The organism is Endozoicomonas acroporae, from assembly GCF_002864045.1.
In the GTDB taxonomy this organism is placed as follows: Bacteria; Pseudomonadota; Gammaproteobacteria; order Pseudomonadales; family Endozoicomonadaceae; genus Endozoicomonas; species Endozoicomonas acroporae.
This window is the reverse complement of the sequence record NZ_PJPV01000055.1, coordinates 1-26,792: the sequence shown is the minus strand read 5'-3', so window position 1 is coordinate 26,792 and position 26,792 is coordinate 1. Positions and strand designations below refer to the sequence as shown.

General features: G+C 49.7%; 21 protein-coding genes and 1 pseudogene. 11 read left to right on the top strand and 11 right to left on the bottom strand.

Annotated elements, in window-relative coordinates; all coding sequences use genetic code 11:
- Window positions 1-18: 18 nt before the first annotated feature.
- On the bottom strand, window positions 19-1,374 hold the full coding sequence (locus CX664_RS09765; RefSeq protein ID WP_145999926.1) for a hypothetical protein: 1,356 nt from the start codon (window positions 1,372-1,374) through the stop codon (window positions 19-21).
- A gap of 203 nt (window positions 1,375-1,577) precedes the next feature.
- Here CX664_RS09765 and CX664_RS09760 point away from each other — a divergent pair, with 203 nt between their 5' ends.
- Both CX664_RS09760 and hrpA read left to right on the top strand, forming a co-directional pair.
- Complete coding sequence (locus CX664_RS09760) at window positions 1,578-3,260, top strand: AMP-binding protein (RefSeq protein WP_101746573.1); 1,683 nt, start codon at window positions 1,578-1,580, stop codon at window positions 3,258-3,260.
- Between the two features lie 304 nt (window positions 3,261-3,564).
- Window positions 3,565-7,461: an ATP-dependent RNA helicase HrpA gene (gene hrpA / locus CX664_RS09755; protein WP_101746554.1), complete on the top strand. Its 3,897-nt coding sequence runs from the start codon at window positions 3,565-3,567 to the stop codon at window positions 7,459-7,461.
- A gap of 375 nt (window positions 7,462-7,836) precedes the next feature.
- Here the strand turns inward: hrpA and hldE are convergent, their stop codons facing one another.
- The 4 genes from hldE to CX664_RS09735 form a co-directional block, all read right to left on the bottom strand.
- Window positions 7,837-9,279: a bifunctional D-glycero-beta-D-manno-heptose-7-phosphate kinase/D-glycero-beta-D-manno-heptose 1-phosphate adenylyltransferase HldE gene (gene hldE / locus CX664_RS09750; RefSeq protein ID WP_101746553.1), complete on the bottom strand. Its 1,443-nt coding sequence runs from the start codon at window positions 9,277-9,279 to the stop codon at window positions 7,837-7,839.
- Window positions 9,280-9,502: 223 nt separating this feature from the next.
- Window positions 9,503-11,011, bottom strand: coding sequence for a hypothetical protein (locus tag CX664_RS09745; RefSeq protein ID WP_145999925.1), 1,509 nt, complete (start codon window positions 11,009-11,011; stop codon window positions 9,503-9,505).
- 216 nt (window positions 11,012-11,227) lie between these two features.
- On the bottom strand, window positions 11,228-13,042 hold the full coding sequence (gene msbA / locus CX664_RS09740; protein ID WP_101746551.1) for a lipid A export permease/ATP-binding protein MsbA: 1,815 nt from the start codon (window positions 13,040-13,042) through the stop codon (window positions 11,228-11,230).
- Between the two features lie 336 nt (window positions 13,043-13,378).
- Window positions 13,379-15,136 (bottom strand): anthrax toxin-like adenylyl cyclase domain-containing protein, encoded by a 1,758-nt coding sequence (locus CX664_RS09735; protein ID WP_163371306.1) that lies wholly within the window; start codon window positions 15,134-15,136, stop codon window positions 13,379-13,381.
- 1,082 nt (window positions 15,137-16,218) lie between these two features.
- Between CX664_RS09735 and CX664_RS25640 the strand changes: the two genes are divergently transcribed.
- The 3 genes from CX664_RS25640 (at window position 16,219) to CX664_RS09720 (ending at window position 19,333) form a co-directional block, all read left to right on the top strand.
- A complete protein-coding gene (locus tag CX664_RS25640; RefSeq protein WP_145999924.1) occupies window positions 16,219-16,677 on the top strand; it encodes an ABC transporter permease in 459 nt (152 codons plus the stop codon).
- A complete protein-coding gene (locus CX664_RS09725) occupies window positions 16,587-16,991 on the top strand; it encodes an ankyrin repeat domain-containing protein (RefSeq protein ID WP_101746548.1) in 405 nt (134 codons plus the stop codon). Before CX664_RS25640 ends, CX664_RS09725 begins: the two co-directional genes overlap by 91 nt.
- Window positions 16,992-17,278: 287 nt before the next feature.
- Window positions 17,279-19,333, top strand: coding sequence for an ankyrin repeat domain-containing protein (locus tag CX664_RS09720; RefSeq protein ID WP_101746547.1), 2,055 nt, complete (start codon window positions 17,279-17,281; stop codon window positions 19,331-19,333).
- 30 nt (window positions 19,334-19,363) lie between these two features.
- Here the strand turns inward: CX664_RS09720 and CX664_RS09715 are convergent, their stop codons facing one another.
- A complete protein-coding gene (locus tag CX664_RS09715; protein WP_101746546.1) occupies window positions 19,364-19,546 on the bottom strand; it encodes a hypothetical protein in 183 nt (60 codons plus the stop codon).
- Window positions 19,547-19,766: 220 nt separating this feature from the next.
- Between CX664_RS09715 and CX664_RS09710 the strand changes: the two genes are divergently transcribed.
- The 5 genes and pseudogenes from CX664_RS09710 to CX664_RS28095 all read left to right on the top strand — a co-directional run bounded on the left by CX664_RS09710 (window position 19,767) and on the right by CX664_RS28095 (window position 23,620).
- Complete coding sequence (locus CX664_RS09710) at window positions 19,767-20,447, top strand: ankyrin repeat domain-containing protein (protein ID WP_145999923.1); 681 nt, start codon at window positions 19,767-19,769, stop codon at window positions 20,445-20,447.
- A 253-nt stretch (window positions 20,448-20,700) separates the two neighbouring features.
- On the top strand, window positions 20,701-21,930 hold the full coding sequence (locus tag CX664_RS27400) for an ankyrin repeat domain-containing protein (protein WP_420810354.1): 1,230 nt from the start codon (window positions 20,701-20,703) through the stop codon (window positions 21,928-21,930).
- 151 nt (window positions 21,931-22,081) lie between these two features.
- Window positions 22,082-23,158 (top strand): annotated as a pseudogene (gene istA / locus CX664_RS09700) (IS21 family transposase); the annotation flags it as partial.
- A 31-nt stretch (window positions 23,159-23,189) separates the two neighbouring features.
- Window positions 23,190-23,435, top strand: coding sequence for an ATP-binding protein (locus tag CX664_RS28100; protein ID WP_101746542.1), 246 nt, complete (start codon window positions 23,190-23,192; stop codon window positions 23,433-23,435).
- Window positions 23,363-23,620 (top strand): transposase, encoded by a 258-nt coding sequence (locus tag CX664_RS28095; protein WP_101746541.1) that lies wholly within the window; start codon window positions 23,363-23,365, stop codon window positions 23,618-23,620. Before CX664_RS28100 ends, CX664_RS28095 begins: the two co-directional genes overlap by 73 nt.
- Here the strand turns inward: CX664_RS28095 and CX664_RS09685 are convergent.
- Window positions 23,574-23,960: a transposase gene (locus CX664_RS09685; RefSeq protein ID WP_269676037.1), complete on the bottom strand. Its 387-nt coding sequence runs from the start codon at window positions 23,958-23,960 to the stop codon at window positions 23,574-23,576. The genes CX664_RS28095 and CX664_RS09685 overlap by 47 nt on opposite strands.
- A gap of 302 nt (window positions 23,961-24,262) precedes the next feature.
- On the opposite strand from CX664_RS09685, the gene CX664_RS09675 reads away from it, so the two are divergent.
- Window positions 24,263-24,721, top strand: a complete 459-nt coding sequence (locus CX664_RS09675; protein ID WP_101746539.1) for a DUF29 domain-containing protein — start codon at window positions 24,263-24,265, stop codon at window positions 24,719-24,721.
- A gap of 205 nt (window positions 24,722-24,926) precedes the next feature.
- On the opposite strand, the gene CX664_RS09670 is transcribed toward CX664_RS09675, so the two are convergent.
- The 4 genes from CX664_RS09670 to CX664_RS09655 all read right to left on the bottom strand — a co-directional run bounded on the left by CX664_RS09670 (window position 24,927) and on the right by CX664_RS09655 (window position 26,582).
- A complete protein-coding gene (locus CX664_RS09670; protein ID WP_101746538.1) occupies window positions 24,927-25,349 on the bottom strand; it encodes a type II toxin-antitoxin system VapC family toxin in 423 nt (140 codons plus the stop codon).
- Window positions 25,346-25,588 carry a DUF6364 family protein gene (locus tag CX664_RS09665; protein WP_101746537.1) on the bottom strand — a complete coding sequence of 81 codons (243 nt, stop codon included), beginning with the start codon at window positions 25,586-25,588 and terminating at the stop codon, window positions 25,346-25,348. The genes CX664_RS09670 and CX664_RS09665 overlap by 4 nt, the downstream gene beginning before the upstream one ends.
- A gap of 470 nt (window positions 25,589-26,058) precedes the next feature.
- Window positions 26,059-26,331 carry a Txe/YoeB family addiction module toxin gene (locus CX664_RS09660; RefSeq protein WP_101746536.1) on the bottom strand — a complete coding sequence of 91 codons (273 nt, stop codon included), beginning with the start codon at window positions 26,329-26,331 and terminating at the stop codon, window positions 26,059-26,061.
- Window positions 26,328-26,582 (bottom strand): type II toxin-antitoxin system Phd/YefM family antitoxin, encoded by a 255-nt coding sequence (locus CX664_RS09655; RefSeq protein ID WP_101746535.1) that lies wholly within the window; start codon window positions 26,580-26,582, stop codon window positions 26,328-26,330. The genes CX664_RS09660 and CX664_RS09655 overlap by 4 nt, the downstream gene beginning before the upstream one ends.
- Window positions 26,583-26,792 lie beyond the last annotated feature (210 nt).

Sequence of the window (26,792 nt, the reverse complement as noted above, 5' to 3'; positions counted from 1 at the left end):
CTTTTAGATTGATTATGCTTAACATCTGAATTGAATGGAAACTGGCTCGAGTATTTTTACGTTTATTTTATCGAAGTGTGGCTGAAGGTTGTCCGTAGTGATCACGGACAGTGCTTCTACCTCAATCATCTGTTCAATATCAAAAGAGGTGGCATCACCGGAGCGGTTATCGATCAGCTTGTATTTTTGCAGTGATAAAATCGTCCTCACTGACACATCACCATTATCAAGAACTCTTGTTTCCGTTCTTATTTGTCTTTCAGGCATAGACAAACTCAGGTTTTTACCAATGAAATACAGATTTAATAAATTGTGGAAAATATTGGCAGATCGTTGGCTACAGAGAAAAGTAAAAATGTGTATCTGTTTATGAGAGCGCAGGATCTTGTCAAGTTTTGCTTCAATCAGGGATTGGAATAGCTGTTCACGAGTATCATGGTCTGTAAGGTTCCCTGTGTCAAAGGTCATTTGGTCGATAATAACACCACTCTCCTCCCTTTCCTTGAATGAGCAGGTTTTTGTATTGCTATAAATGCTAAGCAGGGGGCGGTCTGACGGAGAGTAAATGTCAATATTCATGCCTCTTAATAAATCATTGGAAAAAATGTCACTTAATTTCGTGCTGGAGGAGATTTTGAGATCTTTTTGATATTCTGTTTTCAGGTGCAGGTTGCACTCATCCAACTCTTTGCGCTCCAAATCGTCCATTGACATTGAGTAGTGGTTTTTTGACAGATTGGTTAAATGTCTTTTAATATCCAGGCCGCTATTGATACAGGCTTCGACCTGATCAAAAACTGTGGTCATCGTTGTTATACTCCGGGCGGGATGGGCCGGGGTTGTTAAATGGTGTTCCACTGACTTTCTGTCCTCAGTAAAGCGTTGAATAGCGCTGCCCGGGTTGTCACCGAATGTTATCAGGTAGTAATTTGTCAGGGTTTGTAATTGCTCATCCCGGGATAATGTCAGCTCATTTAACTGGTTCAGAAATTTGCTCATTCTATTTGGCGAAAGAAGGCTGCCAATAAAAACCTTAATGGCCCCGGTTTCGGTAATATGCTGCCAAAGACGTATAAATTCCTTAACGGGTTTGGTCATCTCAGGATCCCCGGATAAACAAGGCGTACTGTTACTGCAAAGGGGCTTTGCCCGTTTTCTCTGGAGCGATGACACGGGCCACCGCTGACTCACTACTGGCTGAAGAAGAGGTACCGTGGGGGAGATCAATCTATCAGAAAGATTGGTGCTCAGTGATGAATTTATGGGGCTTGAAGACTGAGGTTGTGCTGTCTTCAGTGGTCGTTGTACTTTATTGCTATCAGATGGTGGCGTGTAAGTGCCTGTTAGCAGGTGATTGCCGCTTATTCTGTCCATTGGCTTTTCTCTTGTGAATACTATTGTTCAAGCCTTCGTTGAAAGCAGGTTAGAAGTATTTACCGCAGGTCGTCTATCAGGAGCAGAAGAAAACTGATAATCTCGAAAAATTTTCCAATGCGATAGTTGCAAGACAGGTTAAACAGTTTGCGAGCCAGTTCTTATTCTATACAGCTTCAACATGGATGCGGGAGGCTTACCCCATGACCACCGGTTTCTGGAAAGACAAGTACCCGGAAGGTATTCCTGCAACGATTGATGTTGGGCAGTATCGCTCAATTATTGATGTACTGGAGTACAGCACCCGCAAGTTTGCCAGCAAACCGGCATTCAGCAACATGGGGCATGAGCTGAGCTATTCCCGCCTTTATGAGCTTAGTGGTCATTTCTGCAGTTACCTGCAAAATCACACCGGTTTGCGCCCCGGCGATCGTATAGCCATTATGCTGCCCAATGTCATGCAGTTTCCTGTGGCGGTCTTTGGCGCACTGCGTGCGGGATTGATTGTGGTGAACACCAATCCTCTCTACACCGAACGTGAGATGGAGCACCAGTTCCGCGATTCCGGTGCCAAGGCGCTGGTGGTGCTGGCCAACATGGCGCACATGGCTGAGAAGGTGATTCCCAAAACGGCCATCAAGCATGTTGTGGTGACGCAGGTCGGCGATATGCTGCCTACCTTTAAGCGGACACTGGTGAATCTGGTGGTCAAACACGTTAAGAAAATGGTGCCGGATTATTCGCTGCCATCGGCGGTGTCATTTACCACTGTTCTCAGTCGGGGAGCCTTGCACCATTGCACGGATATTCGCCGGGAAAATGATGATGTTGCCATCTTGCAGTATACCGGTGGTACGACAGGTATCGCTAAAGGTGCCATGCTGACTCACCGTAATATTCTCAGTAATATGTTCCAGGTCAAGGCGCTTGTTGGGGGTAATTTGCGGGAAGGTGAGGAGCTGATTATTGCGCCATTGCCCCTTTATCATATTTTTGCTTTTACCGTGCACTGCATGGTGGCTATCTTGCTGGGTGAGCACAATATGCTCATCACCAATCCCCGGGATATGAAATCCTTTATTAAGGATTTGACCGGTAAGCCCTTCAGTATGTTTATTGGGCTGAATACTCTGTTTGTTGGTCTGATGAATCAGGAAGCCTTCCGTCGTCTTGATTTCTCCTATTTGAAAAACACCATTTCCGGCGGTATGGCACTGCAACTGGATACTGCAGAGCGATGGGAAAACCTGACCGGCAGTCGTATCTGTGAAGGCTATGGTATGACGGAAACTTCGCCGGTGGTGACGATCAACCCACTGGGTAAAATTAAACTGGGTACCATTGGTCTGCCGGTGCCGTCCTGTGAATTGAAGCTGGTTGATAGTGATGATCAGGATCTGCCCATTGGAGCAGTGGGTGAACTCTGCATAAAAGGGCCTCAGGTGATGAAGGGCTACTGGCAGAGTGAGCAGGCCACTGAAGCGGCGATGCCGGATGGCTGGCTGAGAACCGGCGACATTGCCCGAATAGACGAGGAAGGTTATGTCACCATTGTCGATCGCAAAAAGGACATGATCTGTATTTCCGGTTTCAATGTGTACCCGAATGAACTGGAGGAGGTGCTTTCTGCCCATCCCGATGTCTCTCAGTGTGCCGTGATCGGGGTTCCCGATAAACGTTCGGGAGAGGCGATCAAGGTGTTTGTGGTGTCCAGTAATCCGGAACTGACCAAAGAAGAAGTGATTCACTTTTTCCGGCAGAACCTGACGGGCTATAAAGTACCCAAAATGGTTGAGTTCAGAGATGAGTTGCCCACGACCAATGTGGGTAAGATCCTCCGTCGTCATTTGCGTGATGAAGAGCTGGCAGCCCGGAGCCGCCGGTAGTGGCAAGTTCTGCTTGGGAATTGTCCAGGAATAACTTCCTCTTTTTTGCCACGGAGGCACGGAGTTACAGAGAAAAGATGTTTTTTCTCCGTGCCTCCGTGACTCCGTGGCAAGGTTTTTTTCTTTACTGGATAAATACTTAGCATCGAAAATGTGGAAGTTATTTCAGGACAGTTCCTTATTCGGGTAATGACAGTTGCCCGGAAAATTTAATGAGTGGTTAGAACTCCTGTCAGGGGCCATTCAGGCCGCTTTTCCAAACCAGTATAATCATCACTGATTCCATATAAACGGGAGTACCTGGGTGTCTGGCTTTTCCGATAAGCAACTGCGCCAGTCCATCAATCAATGCATGATACGCGACCGTTACCGCTTGCGTGGTCAATTGCGTCGGCTGAAACGGGATGATGAGGCAGGTCTGGAGCGGATTCAGAAAAAAATAGCGTCATCGCTGTTGCTGGTAGAGCAGCGACAAGCGGCTCTTCCTGAAGTCCGTTATGAGCAGGCGCTACCGGTGATTGACCGGAAAGAGGATATCGCCAGGGCTATCCGTGATCACCAGGTAGTGGTGATCGCTGGTGAAACAGGCTCAGGCAAGACAACTCAGCTGCCAAAAATCTGTCTTGAAGCGGGTCGTGGTATTTTTGGCATGATTGCCCATACTCAGCCCCGGCGACTGGCCGCCCGTTCCGTTGCTAATCGCATTGCTGAAGAGCTTGGGGGCGTGCTGGGGGAGCAGGTTGGTTACCAGGTGCGTTTCACCGATCACTCCACCGAAACCACCCTGATCAAGTTGATGACTGACGGTATTCTGCTGGCCGAGATCCAGACTGACCGTTTTCTTAACCGCTATGACACCCTGATCATTGATGAAGCCCATGAGCGCAGCCTGAATATTGATTTTCTTCTGGGCTATATCAAGCTGATTCTGCCTAAACGACCAGACCTGAAAGTCATCATCACGTCGGCCACCATAGACGTCGAGCGGTTTTCAAAGCACTTTGATCATGCGCCGGTGATCGAAGTCTCGGGCAGAACCTATCCGGTAGAGACATTATATCGTCCACTGGAAGATCTTGAGCTGGAAGGGCGTGATGCCGACCAGCGATTACAGCAGGGGATTCTGGCCGCACTGGAAGAGATTGACAGCCGTGAACGCGCAGGAAAGGGCAAACCACTGGGCGATGTGCTGGTGTTTCTCAGCGGTGAACGGGATATCCGGGAAACTCACCAGTTCCTTAGGGATGCAAAACTGCCCCACACTGACATTCTGCCACTGTATGCCCGCCTTTCTGCCGCCGAGCAGAACCGGATCTTCCAGGAACACTCCGGTCGTCGTGTTATTTTGTCCACCAACGTCGCCGAAACCTCGTTAACGGTGCCGGGCATTCGCTATGTGATTGACCCCGGTACTGCGCGTATCAGCCGCTACAGTGTCCGGTCAAAAGTTCAGCGGCTGCCGGTTGAGGCTGTGTCACAGGCATCGGCCAATCAGCGTAAAGGGCGCTGTGGTCGTGTTGCCGAAGGTATCTGTATTCGCCTTTACTCTGAGGAGGATTTTCTTTCCCGTCCGGAGTTTACCGATCCGGAGATTCTCAGAACCAACCTGGCGGCGGTGATCTTGCAGATGTTGCGGATGGGGCTGGGCGATATTGCCGCGTTTCCGTTTGTTGATCCACCGGATGGCAAAGCCATTAATGATGGCTTCAAGCTGCTGCAGGAGCTGGTGGCGGTGGGGAAAGACCGGCGTATTACCCCGATTGGCCGACAGCTGGGGCAGCTGCCGGTAGATCCACGCCTTGGACGGATGCTGATTGAGGCGAATAGCAATAATGCCCTGCATGAAGTATTGATTATTGTCAGTGCCCAAGCGGCACAGGATCCCAGGGAACGCCCGCAGGATAAGCAGCAGGCAGCAGATCAGCGACACCGTGAGTTTTATCACGATGACTCGGACTTTATGACCTATGTGAATCTCTGGGAAGCCTATGAGGAACAGCGGCAGGCACTGTCCCAGAATCAGCTGCGCAAATACTGCAATAAACAGTTTCTGTCTTTTATGCGCATGCGCGAGTGGCGCGACCTCCATCGACAGCTGACACTGGCCTGTAAAGACCTGCAATTTCGCGTGAATGACAGCCCTGCCAGCTATGGCGATGTGCATAAGTCACTGCTATCCGGCCTTTTGTCCCAGTTGGGCAGTAAAGATGATGAAGCGGATTATATGGGGGCCAGAAACCGGCGCTTCTATCTGTTTCCGGCATCGACGCTTTATAAGCGCAAGCCCAAATGGGTGATGGCGGCAGAGCTGGTGGAAACCTCCCGGCTCTTTGCCAGAACCAATGCCAAACTGGAGCCCCAATGGATTGAGCCGCTGGCAACGCATCTGGTGAAGCGCAACTATTTTGAACCCCACTGGGAGAGGAAGCGTGCCCAGGTGGTGGCGTTTGAGCAGGTGACACTGTACGGCTTGATTGTGGTCGGCCGTCGTCGGGTGAATTATGGCCCGATAGATCCGGTGGTTGCCCGGGAAATCTTTATTCGTGAAGCCCTGGTTGAAGGGCACTTTGATTCCAAAGGTGCGTTTCAGAAGCATAACCTGGCATTGATTGACGAAGTGGATGAGTTGGAAGCGAAGTCCCGTCGCCGGGATATTCTGGTGGACAGTGACACGCTCTACCACTTTTACGATGCCCTGATTCCTGCGGATATCTGTAACGGTGCAGGCTTTGAGCAGTGGCGCAAGGGGGCTGAACGACAGAAGCCTGATTTGCTCCACCTTACCAAAGACTATCTGATGCAGCATGAAGCAGAGCATATCACCGTCAACAGGTATCCGGATCGCTTCCGCTGGGAGGGGTTGGAGCTGCCGCTCAGTTATCACTTTGCCCCGGGTGAGACGGATGACGGCGTCACCCTGACCGTGCCGGTGGAGGCATTAAGGTTACTGCCCAGGCATCGTCTGGAGTGGCTGGTGCCCGGTATGCTGTTCGACAAGTGTGTGGCCCTGGTTCGATCCATGCCCAAGCCGGTGCGCAAGAATTTTGTCCCTGTGCCTGACTTTGTTAATGGTGCCCTGGAATCGCTCTCTGCCTGTGACGAGCCGCTGACCGACATGCTTGGACGACAGCTGATCCGTATGTCCGGTGTGCGCATTCTCGAAGAGCACTGGAACACAGATAGCCTGGATGGACATTTGCTAATGAATATCCGGGTAGTGAATGAAGATGGTGATGTTATTGGCCAGGGGCGTGATTTAAATCAGCTCAGACAACAGTTCTCTGATCATGTGCAGGATACGATCCGTAAGCTGGCGAAAAGTCATCTGGAACAGGAAGGTCTGCTGGACTGGACCTGTGGCGAGCTACCCCATGAAATTACCCGGAAAGCCGGAGGGCTGGTGTTAAAGTCATACCCGGCCCTGGTCGACCAGCGTGATTCCGTGGCGGTTCAACTGTTCGAAAGTCCGGCGATGGCCGACTTTGAAAACCGCAAAGGGTTGACGCGACTGCTCAGGATCAGGCTGTCCACCCAGCTTAAGTTTGCCTTGAGTAAAATGGTCCGATTGAAAGAAACCAGGTTGCTGGCCACTAACCTGATGAATCAGAACCTGCTTGAAGATGATGTGCAGAGTTTGATTATCAGCGGCGTCTATCTGAATAAGGACAGCGAGCTGCCCAAAAACCGTGAATCATTCATGGCATTGCTGGAGCAGCGTAAAGGCGACATTGTGCCTTTTGCCGAGAAGATTGACCCCATTCTTAATGAGATCTTTCGTATTGCCCAGGGGATTAGCCGACAGCTGAAAGGTAAGATCAGTTTTGACCGGGCCCTGGCCCTGGCGGATATCAAGCAGCATGTGCAAAGGCTGTTGCAACCGGGGTTTATGACGTCAGCGGGTATGGAGTGGCTAAGCCATTATCCTCGTTATTTCAAGGCGATTGAAGTCAGGTTGGAGAAGCTGCCAGCCCAGGTAAACCGTGATCGGGCCTGGACGGAAGAGCTGGCCGCTCTTCAGCAGAAATATGATAAACGCCGGGAGGCTCATTATCAGCATAAAGTGATCGATCCAAATCTTCAGCAGTTCTATTGGATGATTGAAGAGTACCGGGTTTCCCTGTTTGCCCAGCAACTGGGGACTCGTTTTCCGGTATCGGACAAACGACTGCGGAAATTGTGGGAAGAGGTGGAAGCGATTTAATTCACCAGTGTTCTCTCACCAATGTTATCAAGGAGTGTTGAAGGCAGATTATTTACCAAAGTTAAGCGCATTAACATTGTTAATCAACCGCTTGCCCGGGAAGTCTGCCCACAGCACACCAAGTCGCTTGATATGTTGTTGCCATCAAGGTCAGGGAAACGATCCATCGTGTGACCACCGTAAATATCTCAAGCATGGGCCTGATCGATACATCGGCCCTTGATAGATCCGGTTAATGAGTGCTTGTTATTTGACCTGTCAGAACCTGTAGATTTTGTTAAGTCCGACAAGCTACTACTCTGCCGGTTGATGCCCGGCAGATAATTCAGGTCAGGGGCTGGCCACAGCGGTTAACTACTTATGGCCAGGCAATCCTCAGGCAGGTTGTGCTTCTTTTTCGTCACGGATTTTATCGACAATGGCAGTGGTTGAGCAGTTCTCCAGGAAAGCCAGTACTTTCACTTCACCACCGTATTCATGAACAATCGGGGCACCGACCACTTCGTCCAGTGAGTAGTCGCCACCTTTTACCAGTACATCCGGCTTGATTGCCTGAATCAGATTTTCCGGGGTGTCTTCATCAAAACTGACAACCCAGTCCACCGCTTCCAGGCCGGCAAGTACTGCCATTCGCCGGTCCACCGGGTTAATCGGGCGTCCTTCGCCTTTCAGGCGGGTGACAGAATCATCGCCATTAATGGCCAGAATCAGCCTGTCCCCCTGCTTGCGTGCCTGCTCCAGGTAGCCAACATGGCCAGCATGGAGGATATCAAAACAGCCGTTGGTAAATACGATCTTTTCGCCGTGAGCCCGGGCATCTTCAACCGCAACCATCAATTGCTCGGCAGATACCGCACCTCTTTCAGCACCCAGCTCCCGGTTCACTTCACGTCTCAGTTCGGGCATGGAGACGCTGGCGGTGCCTAATTTGGCCACAACAATGCCAGCGGCAATATTGGCCAGACCGGCAGCCTGCGGCATGTCACAGCCAGCGGCCAGGGAGGCGGCCAGTACCGAGATAACCGTGTCGCCTGCACCTGTTACATCGAAAACTTCTCTTGCCCTTGCCGGGAAGTGAACTTCAGGCTCTTTTTCCCGGATCAGGGTCATGCCGTGTTCACTGCGGGTAATAAGCAGTGCTCCCAGCTCAAGGTCTTTTAACAGTTGTTGACCTTTACTGACCAACTCTTCTTCGCTGCGGCAGGGGCCAACAATCGTCTCAAACTCTTTCAGGTTGGGCGTTATCACCGTGGCACCACAGTAACGCTCAAAGCTGCTGCCTTTGGGGTCCACGAGAACGGGAATATTGTGGGACCGGGCCAGGCGAATCAGTTGCTGGCAGCCCTGCAGAGTGCCCTTGCCGTAATCAGAAAGGACAATGGCGCTCAGGTTATGGATAAGCTGGGCGGCCTTTTCTTCAATGACATCGGGACTCAGACGATCAAAGGTTTCTTCATGATCCAGACGAATCAATTGTTGATGCTGGGAAATGACCCGTAACTTGGTAATGGTTGGCGCACCGGGAATTCGGGCAAAGCTGCAGTAGATGCCAGCGGCCTCCAGTCGGGTCTGAAGGACGTCGGCGGATTCATCGTCACCGGTTGCCGCGATAACCCATGCTGGTGCGCCCAGTGTGGCAATATTGAGGGCAACATTGCCCGCTCCGCCCGGACGGTCTTCTATCTGTCCGACTTTGACTACAGGCACCGGCGCTTCCGGTGATATCCGGGAGGTGGCACCATGCCAGTATCGATCCAGCATGATATCGCCAATTACCAGGACTTTGGCCAGATCAAAACGGGGAATCGTCAATTTCATCAATGAGGTCCAGTCAGCTTAATGGCAGTTGCTTACCATACCACAGCCGTGCAATATGCACCTTAAAGTCAGTTGACGGGTATTTTGGCAAAGGTTGTACAGCGTGTGCTGGTACACCTTATACGCCTTGTTTCGTGTTTCCGGATCGGGGCAATGCAGCTGTTTTACGGTAAATTGGCGACTTTACCATAGATGTTTTCTGCTGCGTAAGTGAGAAAGAATATTAATCCTGTGACGTCAGATAGTCGTCGTGCTTACCGACATCAGTATCATCGCCTTTAGCTTGGATATCTTGGCATTTGGACAGGTATTTTTGCAGTTTATTATTCTGGGAGTCTTTAAGTTCAGTAGCGTATTGAGGGTTATGTTCAAGTAATGTTTTGAGGCTGGCTGTATCATTACGCTGGATCAGCAAAGCGATTTTTTTGGCAAGGGATAGTGTTTTTTCTGAGGGATTTTCTAATTTATAAGAACTGGCATGGACTACGGTTGGTGATGGTTGAGCTGATGCAGATGATTGGTGTTCTTTTGGTTTTGACGATCTTGCCGATTGCTCGCTCAAGCTATTCAGCAGAGATTTTAAGGTTCTGTTTTGAAATTTTTCAAGGTTATCCGATTGAACTTCTTTTGTTCTTGGGCAATAAGTTAGCCCTGCCGGGTTCAGCTTGGGCCTTTTGAACAACGCATGGTAGGGGTGGCTTTCAGGCAGCGACTTTGAGAATGAGGTGATTAATTTGAATGGCGGGATGTGGCCGGATTGTGTTTTTATGCAGGGAATAACAAGGGTTTTATCCTGACTTTTCCATAATCCCAATGTTTTGAAGAGTATGGCAATGTCACAATTATCATCACTGGTATCAGGGCAAGTTGAGTCAGTTTCTGTGGGGGAATTGGATATTGAGTCAGCAACTGCGCTTTCAGTTTGAGCCTGAACACGTTTTGAGGTCGCAGGATGATCATAAAAAGTACAAATTGTGGAAAGCAATGCCCCAATAAAATCCGCAGTGGTACGGTATGTTCTAAAAGGGTCATCAGGTATAAAAAACGTAACATTCCGGTGGGAGATGGTCTCAGTAATTATTCCTCTTTTATGTCCGAAAATGCTCGATAGTTTATAGGTGTTATGTTCGCTGAACATTATTAGTACGTTAGTCTTATCAGGTGGAAATAATTCTGGTATTAAAATGTGCTCTGGTATGTTGGAGACTCTGCGGGTTGCCATATTTAACGTACCTGACAGAAAAGCCTCGGCAATGTGTGCTGGATTTTCCTTGTCAAACCTGCCCATTTGAATTGATCGGAGTATCAATGCTCTCCTGCATTTGGTCATGAACTTGATGAGTTCGTTAAACATTAAATTTCGTGGGTATTTAGTCGAGATCTCTTGCCACTCCTGAATACATGCTTGCAACTCATTGGGCAGAGAGCTTTCCGGAATGTCATTATTTTGAGTGCCTTTAAGCGGTATATAAGAACCTGAGCTTGAGGATGCAAGTATTGTTGTGTCAGCACTACCGGGAAGCACAGCTCTTGCTGCAATGTCAGTGGCCCTGGTGGATGTTATGTCATTGCAGCCGGACTGACAGGATGTATGCGTCTGACATGTTGCCACTGTTCGGTGAGGAGAAAAAACACATTTGGAGCGATCAGAAGCGGATGCTAAAGGCTGGGTTAACTGATGGGAAGGTGCTGCCGAGAGGTTTGCCGGGTTAGTGCTTGGAGATGTTTCCATTGGAAATGCCTGTTTAAGCTCAAGATACGACCAGTACATGGTTTCAATTTAATTGATGAGTTCCTTCTATCAATGACTCCCAAGCTCCGTTCATCCTGAGCTGAGCCGAAGGGCACCCGGGGTGAACGGAGATTTTACACATCAAACTTATTGAAATGATGTACTAAGTAAGATTGAAAAAGGGAGCAAAAGTTCCATTTTCTTCCTGAGTAATATTTAAACTTGTTCTACGGTAACAGGCGGTTCATCCTGAAACTGCATCTTGTGCAGTTTGGCGTAATGTTCACCTTTCGCTAGCAGTTCAGTATGGGTTCCTCGTTCAATAATTCGGCCATGCTCCATTACCAGGATGCAGTCGGCATTCTCAATGGTTGACAGGCGGTGGGCAATCACCAGGGTGGTACGGCCTTTCATGATGCTATCCAGGGCTGCCTGAATGTGGCGCTCGGATTCTGTATCCAGGGCTGAGGTTGCTTCATCCAGAATCAGGATGGGCGCATCTTTAAGCACCGCACGGGCGATGGCCAGACGCTGACGCTGGCCGCCGGACAGGAGAACGCCGTCTTCGCCAACAATCGTGTGCATACCGTCCGACATGTCTTTGATGAACTCTGTGGCATGGGCCGCTTCTGCAGCCAGGCGGATATCTTCCTGATCGGCCGTATCCCCCAGGGCACCGTAGGCAATATTTCTGGCAACGGTATCATTGAACAGGGTGATGTTCTGGCTGACCAGGGCAATTTGGCTGCGCAGGTTTTTCAATTCAAAGTCATTCAGGGGAACACCGTCAATCAGGATATCGCCTTCGGTATGGTTATAGAACCTGGGAACAAGATTGGCGAGGGTGCTTTTGCCGGAACCGGATCGTCCCACCAGGGCGTAGGTTTGTCCTGGTTGAATGGTAAAGCTGATGTCTTGCAGTGCGGGTGATTCCGCACCCGGATAAGCAAAACCAATCTGCCTGAATTCAACACAGCCGGTGACCCGGTCGCAGGTGTACTGGCCATGATTGGCTTCTGGTGTTTCATCCACCATGGCGAAAATACTTTCTGCCGCCGCGATGCCCTTCTGGATACTGGCGTTCACTTCGCTGAGCTGGCGGATCGGCTTGGGCAGCAGGGCGGCCGCCGTCACATAACCCACCAGGGTTGCGGTGGTTGAGTCACCTTTGACAAACAGAACCATAAACAGCAAAAGGGCAAGGGCTATGGAGACAATAAATTGCAGAACCGGCGTATGGACGGAGCCCGCTTTGGCCAGCTTAAGGTTCTGGTGGGTATTGGCGGCACTGGAAGACCGGAAGCGATCACATTCATAACTTTCACCTCCAAACCCCCTGACCTCACGGTAGCCATTAATGGTTTCCGAGGTGACATGGGTCAGGTCACCCATGGAATTTTGCATATTTCTGCTGATCCTGCGGAAACGTTTGCTGGCATAGGCAACCACCATGGCGATGATTGGCAGTGCGGCAATAAAGATCAGGGTCATCTTCCAGCTGGTGTAAAACAGGAAGCTGAGCAGGAAGACAACGGTCAGGCCTTCCCGGACGGCAACACGAATGGCATCGGTAGCCGCGGCAGTCACCAGGCTGACGTTATAGGTAATACGGGCAATCAGGTGACCGGAGTTGTTGTTATCAAAGAATGCATTGGGCAGGTTGATCATGCGCTCGAACATCTCGGTTCTCAGGTCATGGATAACAAAGTTCGCGACCTTGGAGATGTAGTAATTACCCAGATAAGAGCCGATGCCCCGAACGATGGCGATAATGACCATCAGTGACGGGATCAGCCAGAGTGATGAAATAGCTGAGTTGGGAAGCCATGCCTGGTTCTGCAGCAGGGTAACCTCTTCGCCTTCCAGCGCCTGGACAAAGTATTCAAGCAGCTTGGCGAAACCGGGCTGGGTCAGGGCAAAGATAGCCAGGCCAAGGAGACTCAGGGCAAAATAGCCTGTGTAGGGTTTTACGTAAGTCAGCAGTCGAAGGTAAATCTGCAGACTGCCAGGATTAGGGTTCTGTTCTGACATGGTATAGGATCATTTCTGGCTCTGGACAGACGTTGCCATGAGCGTAATTGCCGCTTCCGATTAAAAGAAAAGTCTGGCTGGGAAGCACGTTCTGGCGGCATTTTCATTAAAATAAAAATCAACCCGCGAGCATAACAGCGATATCAGCCATTTAAAAAGCCTTTTTACCGGGCGTTTGCGGAAGCGCTTCAGGAAAAATAGCAGGTTTGCTTAATCGGTTGCTCGGGCATCATAACAAACAACAATGTGTAACAACCCTGACCTTTGACCGCAAGGCTTCAAGGTTGCCTGAGTTCAGCCTGCTCTGGCCGCAGTGATTGCCGGGAGGTACAGGTCCTAAGGACCAAAGCCGGAATCATCATCCTCAGAATCACTGTCGCTGAAATCGGAAAGATCCGCCGTTGATGAGTCCCCCTCTGATCCTTGGTCAACGGAGTCGATACTGCTGTTGAAGCTGACAGCGGAATCACGGCGCTCATGAGCGCCACCTTGCAGATAGTCCTCCTGTTCCGAGATCAGCGCTGCCCGGTAATCTTCATCGGGATCGTCCACCCGGGCCATCTGTTCAAGACCCCTGACAAACTCTTCAGGATTGATTAACGAGGCTTTCATACTGGCTGCCACACGGGCCTTGGCATTGAGAAAATTGGGATTTTTCGGACGGGTTTTCCAGAGTGGATTTTGCTGGACTGCATAACCTCGATTCATCAGCTCACCCAGCACAGAGTGAAACTGCTCCTCATTGAAAATCATGCAAATCCCTTCTGCCATATTTAATGAGGCTGGCAGAAAAGCGGTAATGGGGTAATTGGCCTGCTCATCAGTGGCCAGACTGTGAACATCAACATTATGATGAATAACCCGGTGTTTTCTGCCCAATGCCCGTTCATAATAGCTAACCATATTCCGGGTTCGGTTTGACACATTGCCCATATCCGAGTCCTCCCTGAAGAGGGTTTGCCCGGATTCATCTTTTACCGAATAAAAATCGTTCTGCAGTTTTTTTTCCAACTGATCATAGCCAGCCAGTCTCTCCTGCAACACCTCTTTGGATATTTCCCCGGCAGCAAAGGATTTCTTCAGTCTCGCTCGATACTTGTCGACCTGCCGGGTGACAACCTGGTCTGAGACTAAAGGTATGGGTAATCGGTCTAAACGCTCCAGATCCAGTTTCTCCAGGGGAAAAACCTCCATCAGTGGATCAATATCTGCGGTCATGGGCTGTGCCGTGTCGCCTGGCTCTGTTGCCGGCTGCGCAATCACCATAACAGGTGCTGGGGATATATGATCAGCGTCGTAAACAGCCCATTGGCCATCGGGTTCTCTTATCAACAGCTGGGTATGTTCAGGCCCGTCACTGCGATTGCAGGCCTGTGTCTTGAAATAGAGACACAGGTCACCGTGTTCATTGACCTGCTCATTTCGCTGATACAGATAGCCATTGCGTTCAAGCTCCTCAAGGCGGTTCTGGCTAATTCTTAATGGCACAGCCTCGGCGTACGGGTTGCCTTGGCGGTCTACCCCTTTCAGGCACTTTTCTGCCTGCTTGCTGTATTTTTCTATTTTACTGTCCCTGTCCAGGGCCAGTTTGCTGTACTGCTGAAGCACCGGAATGGTACCTGCCTGAGCCCCCCAGTTACTGCTTTTTGCCTTGATCCTGAAATGCTTGGTGGGCCACCCTTCATCAATCAGGGTGCGACAGACCGGCTCCACAGGTCGGGTAAACAGTGCTGCACCGCGGTTATCAGCGGCCTCTTTCAGCTGGCTCAGAAGATCATAGGGGATGCCCTGGAGGGAGTGTGCTGCAACCCGTTGCAGGCCGGTGATTACTTTGTCCCGGGAAGTATGTTCCTGCACAGGGTCAGCCAGAGTGATCAATGAGTTACTAAGGCTTTTTTGTGAATCTTTATCCAGTCGGCTCGCAGTTCTGTCACTGTTAACACCCTTGCCAATATGGGTATCACTGCGCTCAGTGATCGGGGAAACCTGCCGGGTATTGGCAAACACCCCTCGAGTATTATCGTTGACCGGCCTGGGTTTATTTTCTTGAGCTGGATATTGAGTTGGTGTGTTTGTGGTAATTTTTTTAGCCATAGTATGCAGGTTTCCCCAACTCATCCCTTTGCGAGCGAAACTATCAATGTTTTGCATCGGCAGTCTTTGCTCCCTTTAAAGAACAGGGTCTCCACAAATTCTCACGACCAGCATAGATGGTGTTGAGGGTTTGTAATCTGAATTTTTGCGTCACCCTGCACAATTAAAATGCTTGAGGTGCAGGGCAATCGCAGAGAAGTTTTCCGGGTTTTGAACAGCCTCTGAGCAGGAGTAAAAAATCACCTCATAAACTCTGCGGCTGTCAATCATTTCCAGTGGTGATGTTACGTATTTACTCCTGGGCAGGTCTGGCAGAACATTGCCTCACTGAAAATTTACTCCCTCCCTGATCAGCTTCTGAGCCAGCTGACCGATCGCGGCATGCCACGATTAAGGTCTGCCAGTATTGAGCAGGAACCAACAGCTGTTTCGTTATAGGCAAGTGTGTTCACCGATTAAGTAGGTAGAATGCGAAAAAACGATGGGCGATAGCGTGCTTGCGACCAGATAATCAGGCGAACAACCTGATTTATAAAGGTAAGTTTGAGGTGTCGACACATTAATTTGTGATTCGGACTTCTGTACATCGAGATGCTCCTACCCGGACATGCTGCGGAGTAATTCTAAGGTGTGAAGCTCCGGGGACAAAGCCTCTAAGCTGGTAGTCTCAACGGCGGCGGGCCAGGAGCGAACCAGACGGTTGAACGTAAGTGAAGAGTTATAAGCTTCGTCACCGCCAATTGGCCAAAGAGATTGACAGGCAGAGCCCAAAAGGGATGCAGGCAGGATCAGAGCTTCTGTACGCTAAATCTGACGATGTCATTATGCCTGCCGCACCCTCCCCAGTTCATTTTACTCAAGCTTATCAACTGGGTAAGCCCTACTCACCCCTTCGTATATGGAAGGTATCCTGACTGTAAGGAAAGGATATGGTGGAGAGGGTAAAGGATGTCGGACAAAGTGAGTGTCTGCAGCGTTAACAACCTGTCCGGCATCAAAGACCTCCCGAATTCCTTTAACGGCTTTATTCTAATAGCTATAGAGCTACGCCGAAGCTCCATTCACTGACGCTTTATCAGGTTATGCATCAACGATCCTCATTACAAATCCAGTGGGCGGTTATCCACGCGCTGATGGTGCGGGAGATGAAAACCCGCTTTGGCGATCACCGTCTGGGCTATGCCTGGGCGCTGCTGGAGCCCCTGTTTCAGATCCTGTTTTTCTCCTTAATGTACGCCTTTGGCAGCAGAACCATGGTGGGCGGATTGGCGATTCCGGTCTTTCTGGCCACCGGTATCGCACCGTTTCTTTATTTCAAGAAAGTCATTAGCCAAAGCCTTGGGGCGGTCACGGCCAACCAGACTCTGTTTCTCTTTCGTCAGGTGCGGGTCTTCGATGCGTTCCTGGTGCGCTTCCTGCTGGAAATGGCCACACAGATATTGTCAAGGTATTGCTGGTTGACCGCTCCCTGGCCAAAGACAAGGATAACTATGGCTGTACAGCTCTCCACTTTGCTGCTCGTGATGGTCACACAGATATAGTCAAGGTATTGCTGGACATTGACCGCTCCTACCACCTTAACCTGGCCGTAGATATCGATAACTATGGCTATACGGCTCTTCACTTTGCTGCACGCGATGGACACACAGATATCGTCGAGTTGTTACTGGCCGCTGACGACTCCTTGGCCAATGTTAGGACTTTATATGATGGATTTACAGCTTTAGAGTTGGCCACCCATTTTGATCAAACTGCGTCCAGGGAACTCCTTATTCCTATGACGGAACCAGGGTCGAGCGAAACGGAGTCCGAGGCTGAATTTTGGGGCTCTCTCTGTTTAATAATTGACTCATAACCATCCCGGAGCGTTGCCTGACTGGTGCCGTTGCTGTTGTTGGTGGTAGTAATAGTGGCGCCAACCCGTACCCCTTCAGGAATGAGCCCCTTGAACTGTTGTCAGATACTCGTGGTTGCCATTGCTTGCGTTCCGGATAAACGATGAATGTCTTGTAAAAGCTGTTTCCGTACCTGACTGTTGATTAAAACGACAATCCTCCTGTTAAAAATTCTATTTTTTGTGGAACTCAATCGGCTGATTCTTTGTCCTACTCAAAGTTTTAAGTCAAGTAGCAGGCTAAAGCGATGAATGGTGTCGGTGGAACCGGGGCAGATTTATTCTTTCAATGTTCTATCTGCAGTCGTGACGACGGCTATTATGGCCAGCTTGGCGGGCGTTCACTGGTGCAAACCTCTTGCAATCCGAAACCCCACGTTTTCCACCTGGAATGCATCACACAATGGTTTGACAATGAACAGAAGACAGTAAGAAGGCTTGATGAACGCCAATGCGCTGAATGTCACCAAAAGGCACTGCCATTGATTCGTATGGACCGTATGAGACCACTTAATGACGAATCCCCATATTGTGAAACCCGGATATTTAATGCCTGCCGTACCGGGAATACGGCCAACTTGAAAATGCTACTGAGCCAAGATAGGACTTTGGCCAATCGGGCTTACCATTCGGTGACCACCGGTCATCCTGAACACCTGTTAGCCGTTGCCTTAAAGAACGAACATACTGATGCAGTCCGGCTCTTGATTGATTACCAGGCCGATGTCAATGCCGTCGAGCACAATGGTGAGACCATCCTGCACATTGCTGCCCGGATGCGCCGCACCGAGGACTTCCAAATGCTGGTCAGGGCAGGGGCGGATATCAATAACGTACTGAGCACCGCTGTCCGAAAGGGTGATGCTCTACTCCTTGGATACCTGATCAGCACAAAACCCAGCCAACCTGCCCTTAATAACGCCCTGCGCGAAGCCGCAGAGCAGGGGCAAACGAGGTGCCTTGAAATCCTGATCAGAGCGGGAGCAAACGCCCTTGATCGTGCCTTGTACATCGCTGTTCTGTCAGGAGACATCGAGGCTCGACGCATTCTGGAACAACATGGTGCAAATATTATTACCGTAATTCACACTGCTGCCAGAGAAGGTTCTTTGGAATTTTTCAATCTCCAGCTTAACTGGAGTCACATCAATGAAACCAATGAAGAAGGTCAAACGCCGTTGCATATCACCGCAGCCAACGGGCATAGCGGGTGCCTGGAAAGGCTGCTTGAAATCAACAGAGAGAAGGTCAATGCTCGCAGCAATAGCGGCGAAACAGCCCTGCATCTGGCCGCTTGTAACGGCCACGGCAAATGCCTGAGTCCGCTGATTGAAAATGGGGCGAATTTGAATGCAACCAATAATAACGGCGAAACGGCCCTCCACTTGGCAGCTGGTAAAGGCCACAAAGCCATTATCAACGTATTGCTGGAAATTAAACCCTCCCTGGCCAAAGAGAAGGATAACGCTGGCAGTACGGCTTTCGACTTGGCTTGCTGCAAGGGCCACAAAGAGAGCGCCGAGGCCTTACGGGCAGCTGACGGCAACAAAGCGCCGCTTGACCGCACAGACACCGACAAGGCCGGGGTATTGTCGGACAGTAACCGATCCAGGTGCCTTCAGGATTTTCACGATGCCGCCGACAATGGCAACATAAAGTTGATCAGGAAATTGCTGAATTCAGACTCTTCCTTGGCCAAAGAGAAGGATATAAATGGCTGGACGGCTCTACACTTCGCTGCTTTTCGGGGCTACAAAGACATTATCAAAGAATTGCTGAAAATCGAACCCTCCCTGACCAGGGAGAAAAATGAGTTTGGCCATACGGCTCTCGACTTGGCTCGCCTCATTGGCCACGAAGAGATCGCCAAGGTCTTACGGGCCGCTGGCGGAAACAGAGCGGCTGTTGCCCGCACAGACACCGACAAGGTCAGGGTATTGTCGGACAGTGACCGATCCAGGCGCATTCGGGATTTTCACTTTGCCGCCAACAGTGGCAAAACAAGGTTGATCAGGGAATGGCTGTATTTAGACTCTTCCTTGGCCGAAGAGAAGGATGAAAATGGCTGGACGGCACTACACTTCGCTGCTAGTCGGGGCCACACAGACATTATCATCGCATTGCTGGAAATCAAACCCTCCCTGACCAAGGAGAAAGATGAGATTGGCAATACGGCTCTCGACTTGGCTATCCTGTTTGGCCACACTGAGTGCAAGGAACTTTTTGTTGAGGGCAATGGAGCCCAACCATCGGTTGAAGACAATGGACCCAACCATCGGGCTGCCTTCAACAATGAGCAATAAAATTTCGCGGAGAACTGATTCTTGATTATTTCAAACCTCCACCTCATACTGCGCCATGCTCGACGCAGTGCCTTTTATCTCACCATCCAGAATAAACGCCTTTTCACCAACGTTTACAGTCTCTCCCTTAACGGTAATCACCGAACCATCCCGAAGCTCTGCCTGACTGGTGCCGTTGCCATTGTTGGCTGCAATGGTGGCGACAACCCGCACCCCTTCGGGAATGAGCGCTTTGAACTGTTGTCAGATGTTAGTGGTGGCCATTGCTTGCATTCCAGATAAACGGTTACTGTCTGGTAAAAATTGGTTCCGCACCTGACTTTTGATTAAAACGACAATCTTCTTGTTAAAAATTCTTTTTTTGTGGAACTTAATCTGCTGATTTTTGTCCTACTCAGAATTTTGAGTCAAGCAGCAGGCTAAAGCAATGTCGATGAATGGTGTCGGTGGAAACGAGGCAGATTTATTTTTTCAATGTTCTATCTGTCTTGGTGACGACGGCTATTGCGGGCAGTTTGGCGGGCGTTCACTGGTCAAAACCTCTTGCGATGGCGCTCACGTTTACCACCTGGAATGCATCACAGAGTCGCTCGAAATTGTACAACAGTTAGCAATGGCTCTTGACCAACGTCAATGTGCAGACTGCAAGCAACCTGCACTGCCATTGATTCGTATGGACGGCATGAGACTACTTAATGACGAATCCCCTTATTGTGAAACCAAGATATTTAATTACTGTCGTACCGGAAATTGGCGCGATCTGAGAGTGCTGCTGCGCCAGGACAACACTTTGGCCAATCGGCTTTATTATTCGGTGACCACCGGTCATCCTGAACACCTGTTAGCTGTCGCCTTAAAGAACGAACATACTACTGATGTAGTCCGGCTCTTGATCGACTGTCTGATCGAATGTCGTGCCGATTTCAATGCCGTCGAGCATAATGGTGAGACCATCCTGCAATTTGCTGCCCGGATGCGCCGCACCAAGGAATTCAATATGCTGGAGAGGGCAGGGGCGGATATCAATAACTTAGTGCGCACCGCTACCCAGGGGGGGCGATGCTCCACTGCTTCAATATCTGAGCAGCACCGAGTCTGGCCCACTTGCCCTTAATAAAGCTCTGCGCGAAGCCGCCGAGCGGGGGCAAACGCAGAGTCTTAGAATCCTGATCACAGCGGGAGCGAACGACCTTAACAAAGCCCTGCGTGCTGCTGCCGAGTGGGGGCAAACGCAGTGCCTTACGCCCCTGATCGAGGCGGGAGCGAACGACCTTAACGTCCTTAATGATGCCTTGCGCATCGTTGTTACGTCGGGAAACATCGAGGGCCGACGTGTTCTGGAACAACATGGTGCAAATATTTTTAATGTGCTGGACACTGTTGCCAGTGAAAGTTCTTTGGGAATTTTCAAGCTTTTCCACGAGAGCTGCTTCAACGAAACCAATGAAGAAGGTCAAACACCGTTGCATATCATTGCAGCCAAAGGGCATAGCGGGTACCTGGAAAGGATGCTTGAAATCAGCAAAGAGAAGGTCAATGCCCGCAACAATAGCGGCGAAACAGCCCTGCATCTGGCCGCTTGTAACGGCCACGACGAATGCCTGAGAAAGCTGATTGAAAATGGGGCGAATTTGAATGCCACCAATAACAATGGAGAAACAGCCTTGCATCTGGCAGCTCAAAACGGCCATGGCGGATGCCTGAGACTGCTGATTGGAAATCAGGCAAATTTGAATACCACCAATAAGAACGGCGAAACAGCCCTGCACATGGCCGCTTTTAACGGCCATGTGGGTTGCTTGGGACCGCTGAATGGAAATGGGGCAAATTTGAATACCACTAATAAGAACGGGGAAACGGCTCTTCACTTGGCTGCTGGTAAAGGCCACACAGCCATTATCAACGAATTGCTGAAGATTGCCCCCTCACTGGCCAAAGAGAAGAATAAGTTTGGCCAAACGGCTCTCGACTTGGCTTGCTGCAAGGGCCACGAAGAGATCGCCAAGGTCTTACGGGCAGCTGACGGCAACAAAGCGGCTCCTGACCGAACAGGCACCGTCAAGGCCAGGGTATTGTCGGACAGTGACCGATCCAATTACGTTCGGGGTTTTCACGATGCCGCCAAAAATGGCGACACAGGGTTGATCAGGAAATTGCTGAGGAATGATTCCTCCCTGGCCAAAGAGAAGGATAACTGGGGCTGGACGGCTCTCCATGAGGCTGCTAGGTGGGGCCACACAGAGATCGTCAGGAAGCTGGTGTCCGTTCCAGAAATCAATGTCAATGAGAAGGATAACGATGGCAAGACGCCTCTCCATTGGGCTGCTGAGGCGGGCCACAGAGAGATCGTCAGGGAGCTGGTGTACAGAGGAATCAATGTCAATGAGAGGACTAAATCTGGCTCGACGGCTCTCCATCTGGCCGCTATGGGTGGCCACACAGAGATCGTCGAGGTGCTGGTCCGTTCAGGAATCAATGTCAATGAGAGGACTAAATCTGGCTCGACGGCCTTTCGTTTAGCTGCCCTGAGGGGCTACACAGGCTGCAAGAAACTGCTTGAACGCTATAAACAGGCTGCCTTCTACAGTGGGCAATAAAATTGCGCGAAGAACCGATTGGGTATTCCGGAAGCATTCGGCCACCCATTCCGGTAACATCCGGCCACCCTTTTCCAGCCAGCGGCGCAGTCTATTTCAATAACCGTTACCCTCGTTCTTGAGACCCTTTCAAGGATGATGGGATTGCATCATGAAGAGACTGCCCATGCGCAAAATTCGTGAAGTTTTCAGGCTCAAATTTGAGCACAACCTCAGTGAGCGAAAGATCGCCCAAAGCTGCAATATCTCCCGCTCAACCGTTAAAGATTATCTGGCTCGGCTTTCGGTTTCTGAACTGACCTGGCCACTGCCTGACTCCATTGATGAGCATACGCTGGAGCAGCAATTGTTCCCCGTCAAACCATCATCAGGCAGGAACAAGCAGGCTCAGCCTGACTGGAGTCAAATTCATCAGGAACTCCGGCATCCCGGTATGACTCTGATGCGACTCTGGCAGGAGTACAAAGCCTGTCATCCGGATGGTTATCAGTACAGCTGGTTCAGTGACCAATATCGGTCATGGAAGAACCCGGTGGATGTGGTCATGCGGCAAAACCGTATAGCCGGAGATAAGCTCTTTATTGACTACGCAGTTCAAACGATGCCTGTCGTTGACCAGTACACTGGTGAAGTACGACAAACACAGATTTTTGTCGCTACACTGGGAGCTTCCAACTACACCTATGCGGAAGCCACCTGGAGCCAATCGCTTCCGGACTGGGTCGGCTCTCATGTACGTGCCTTTGACTATTTTGGAGGCACTCCCTGCACAATGGTACCTGATAATTTGAAATCAGGCGTAAAACAACCCCATCGGTATGAACCGGTGATCAATCCCACCTATCAGGATCTGGCTGAGCATTATCAAGTAGCCGTTGTTCCCGCCCGGGTCAGGAAACCTCAGGATAAGGCCAAGGTTGAATCTGCCGTACAGGTGGTCGAACGCTGGATACTGGCCAGCCTGCGTAACCAGACATTCTTTACCCTGTCGGCACTGAACAAAGCGATTCGCAGCCTGCTGGATGAGCTGAATAACAAACCGTTCCAGAAATTACAAGGTAATCATCGTTCACTGTTTGAGGAGCTGGACAAACCGGCACTCAAGCCTTTACCTGCAGAGCGTTATCAATACGCTGAGTGGAAAGAGGCTCGGGTACACATTGACTACCATGTGTCAGTAGACGGCCATTACTACTCCGTGCCTTACCAACTGGCTAATGAGCAATTAAACAGTCCAGACATAGAACAAATGTCGTTTGATGAACGGTTGGGGGCTGATGGTTGATCGGGAAATGACTGTCCGTGATAACCGGCGCTTGAAAACCCGTTTAAAAAATGCACGACTAAGGCAGCATGCCTGCATGGAAGACATTGACTTCCGCCACCCTCGCGGACTCAAGCGTGAGCAGTTTCAACAGTTACTGGGCAGTGGCTGGATAAAGGATCATCAAAACGGCCGAAGCTGCTTGGACTGCACTTACTGCCGAGCTATTCTCCGGAGTTAAATCCTGATGAACAGGTCTGGAATCAGCTCAAAGAAAAGCTGGGAAAAGCTGCTTTGAAGACCAAAGATGAGTTCATAGATTTTGTTCGTAGTAAGATGCGAGCGCTACAAAAAACGCCTGAAGTTGTTAAAGGTTTTTTCAGGTTGCATGACACCAGCTATGCCTGCAGGCAGTGCTACCTATAATGGTTAGAAATCTGTAGGGTTCTTTCTTGGTTAACACAGCCCAGGCAATGCGAGCATTCTTATTGGCAACTGTCACCGCTGATATATTCTTGCCCCTGCGCTGGTCAAGCTCTTTAATCCAGTTATTACGTCGATCGTCGTGTTTGTCGGCTACCCTGACAACGGTTCTGCCACCGTGTATCAACAGGGTTCGCAGGTAGGTATCGCCCCGTTTACTGATCCCGAGCAACGTGGGCACGCCACCGGTCGATTGCTGCTTTGGCACCAAGCCCAGCCAAGCAGACCATTCCATTAGGTCTTGATTCTTGAATGTCGTAAAGGCCGAAAGAGTTACTGGTATTTTGGGAGCAGAAACTCAGGATTGACCGGAAAGAGCGTCAAGCCCAGTACTTCTAGTGCTGGGAAGGATAGCTCGGAGTCCGATAGGACTCCTAATGCGGTCTATTCTGTTGTTCGATGTATTGTTTTGATATTGGTTCATCCAGTAATGGACGAAGTTGGTGCCGATGAAGCCGGCACCGCCTGTGACCAGGAGATGTTTCATTAACTTATCTAAGAGTGAGTAATTGACAAAAAAGGGCTTGCATCTACATTGAATCAGGCATAACCATAAGGAAATGCTAATACAGGAGGTCAAGCCGTATGGCCAAACCAGACTTTCAGAATTTATACGAAAATGACTATTACGCTTGGGTAAACAAACAGCTTGAGCTTCTGCGTTCCGGGCAGTGTCATGCAGTCGATATTCAAAACCTGGTCGAAGAAGTTGAGGATATGGGCAAAAAAGTAAAGCGTGAGCTTGAAACCCGTTTAAGCGTACTGCTCATACATTTACTTAAGTGGCAATATCAACCCGATCGACGTGGGGCAAGTTGGGAGATCACCATAAAAGGTCAACGACGTGACCTGGAAAAACTCCTGTCGAAAAACCCCAGCCTAAAGCATATTCTGGATGAAACCATAGCCAGTGCCTATGCCGATGCAGCCTATTATGCTCATATTGAAACAGGTTATCCTGAAGAAGACTTCCCACCTGATTGTCTCTGGACGTTTGAGCAGTTTATGGATGCTGACTTCTGGCCTGATCGCTTTAAAGATTAGGCGCGCTAACGCCCTTCGGTCAGATGTTGATGGCTTATCGCAACTCTGCAAGCACCTCTTTGAGACCTTTCCGCCAGTGCTCGATATCTGTCTGAGGTCCTCGCTGGGTGCGGGGTTTCATGATTTTTCCCTGGCTCAATGGCTGAGTTGATTTCGGTTTTTTTTCTTTGAACTCCGGGGTCAGAACTGCTCCCATTGTGTCTTATCAATGACATCCCAGGCTTTCCAGAAATTGCAGTGGTGTCATTACCGCCAGGTTTTGCGTTTTATAGTCTTTTATATTACGGGTAATGAGCAGGTTGGCACCCCCGCTCTGTGCGGTGAAGTATTGAATACCGTCTTCAAAGTCTGTGAAAGTCGAGTGCAGCGCAATTTCAAGACTTGCTTCAGAGGTGGCCATTACCTTGAGCAGGCTTTTGAGTTTTTGCAGTGTTGCCCGTGCTGCCTTCTGGCCTTTTATTCTGCGGAGAATATAAAAGACGTTGGCAAACACCAGAACCGATGTTGCACCATAAAATTCACCGGACTGGATTTTGGAAAAAATAGCGGCACTTTGTTCAAACCAGGGTTCTCGTTTTGCCAGTAAGTCCAGCACAACTTCGGCATCCAGAAACAAGGTGGGGGTCATTGGTATTTGTCCTGCAGAAAATCGATGTAGTTCCTGGCGTCTTCCAGCTCTTTTTCGCTGATAATGCCCGCTAGATCGGCTACTGCACCAGTGAGTTGTGGTGCCTGTGAATGTTCTGTACGGGGTAAGCTTTTTAAATAATTCTCTACCAGCTTCGATAAGCTTTGCTGCTGCTGTGCAGCATAGGCTTTGGCTTGCTGCACCACTTCAGGATCAACGGTCAGGGTTAATTTGTTCATTATGCATTGTCCGCAATACGTATTGTTTTAAAAAAATAGTACGTAATCCAGTAATTGACAAGCCGGCGGATGGAAAAACACTTTCTGAAATCCCACATAAACAGCAACGGAAACCTGCATGGGCACTTGGGTTTTACCAGGCGAGTTATAAATCTACCGAGGCAGCGGTCTGTGCGACTTTGGCATCCGGCAGTTATACCCAGAAGGCTATTGCTGATTATTTTGGCCTGCATTATTCCACGGTGAGTAATACCAACTCCACCTTCTAAATATGAACTGCGCAGCCATTTTGAACCGCTGGATCTTCGTTGGAATTCCTCGCAATAGCCCTGCTATTACTCGTCATTCTGCCTTGCCCAGCGGTTCAAAATGACTTGCTCGTTATCATATTTAGAAGGTGGAATTGGTATAAGATGCTTGCACGGCAGGCATAGGGTTGACGGTGACAGGGCTCCAGGGTTGTTTTTGTTTCAGTAATGGAAGCGGCATTGGAGTATGAACAGGTTGCCGTTGCTGAAGGCGTATACCAATCGATGTTCCTGGTCTATCCTGCGCGACCAGAATCCTGAAAAGTTACCTTTGAGTGGCTCCGGTTTTCCTGTGCCTTCAAAGGGGCTACGCAGACATTCTTTAATGAGTTTTCTTAGCTTCCCGGCTTTTGGTTTGTCGGTGGCCAACCAGTATTGGCAGTCTTCCCATGCTTCTTCAGACCAGCTTAACGTGACCTTTTTCGGGGTACTCATAAGTCAGGCAGATCCCTTTGGATACCCTTATTGGCTTTGAATTGTTCAGCGGCGGATTTCAACCGACGGGCATTTTCAGGAGAAGAGAGCAGATAAAGCGTTTCCATCAGGCTGTCGTAACTTTCTTTCGACATCACCACCGCATCTTCTGCGTCGCGTCGATGAATGATGGTGTGGGTTGCATCATTAACAACGCTGTCCAGAACCGCTTTGAGATTTTTTCTCATTTCTGTGTAGGAAACCACATTCATTTTATTTTTCCAGATACCTGTACGTGATAAAGTACAGGTATAATTAGCTCTTGTTATTTGGCAAGAAAAATCGGGGTCTTGACCCTGCTCTGCTTTTATTACCAGCAAACATATATAATTGATGGCCCGGTTTATTTCAGCCAGGGCTTTTTCTTCCTTTTTTATCGTTTCGTTAATTAATCATTAGGTAAACCCCCGGCTATGCCGGGG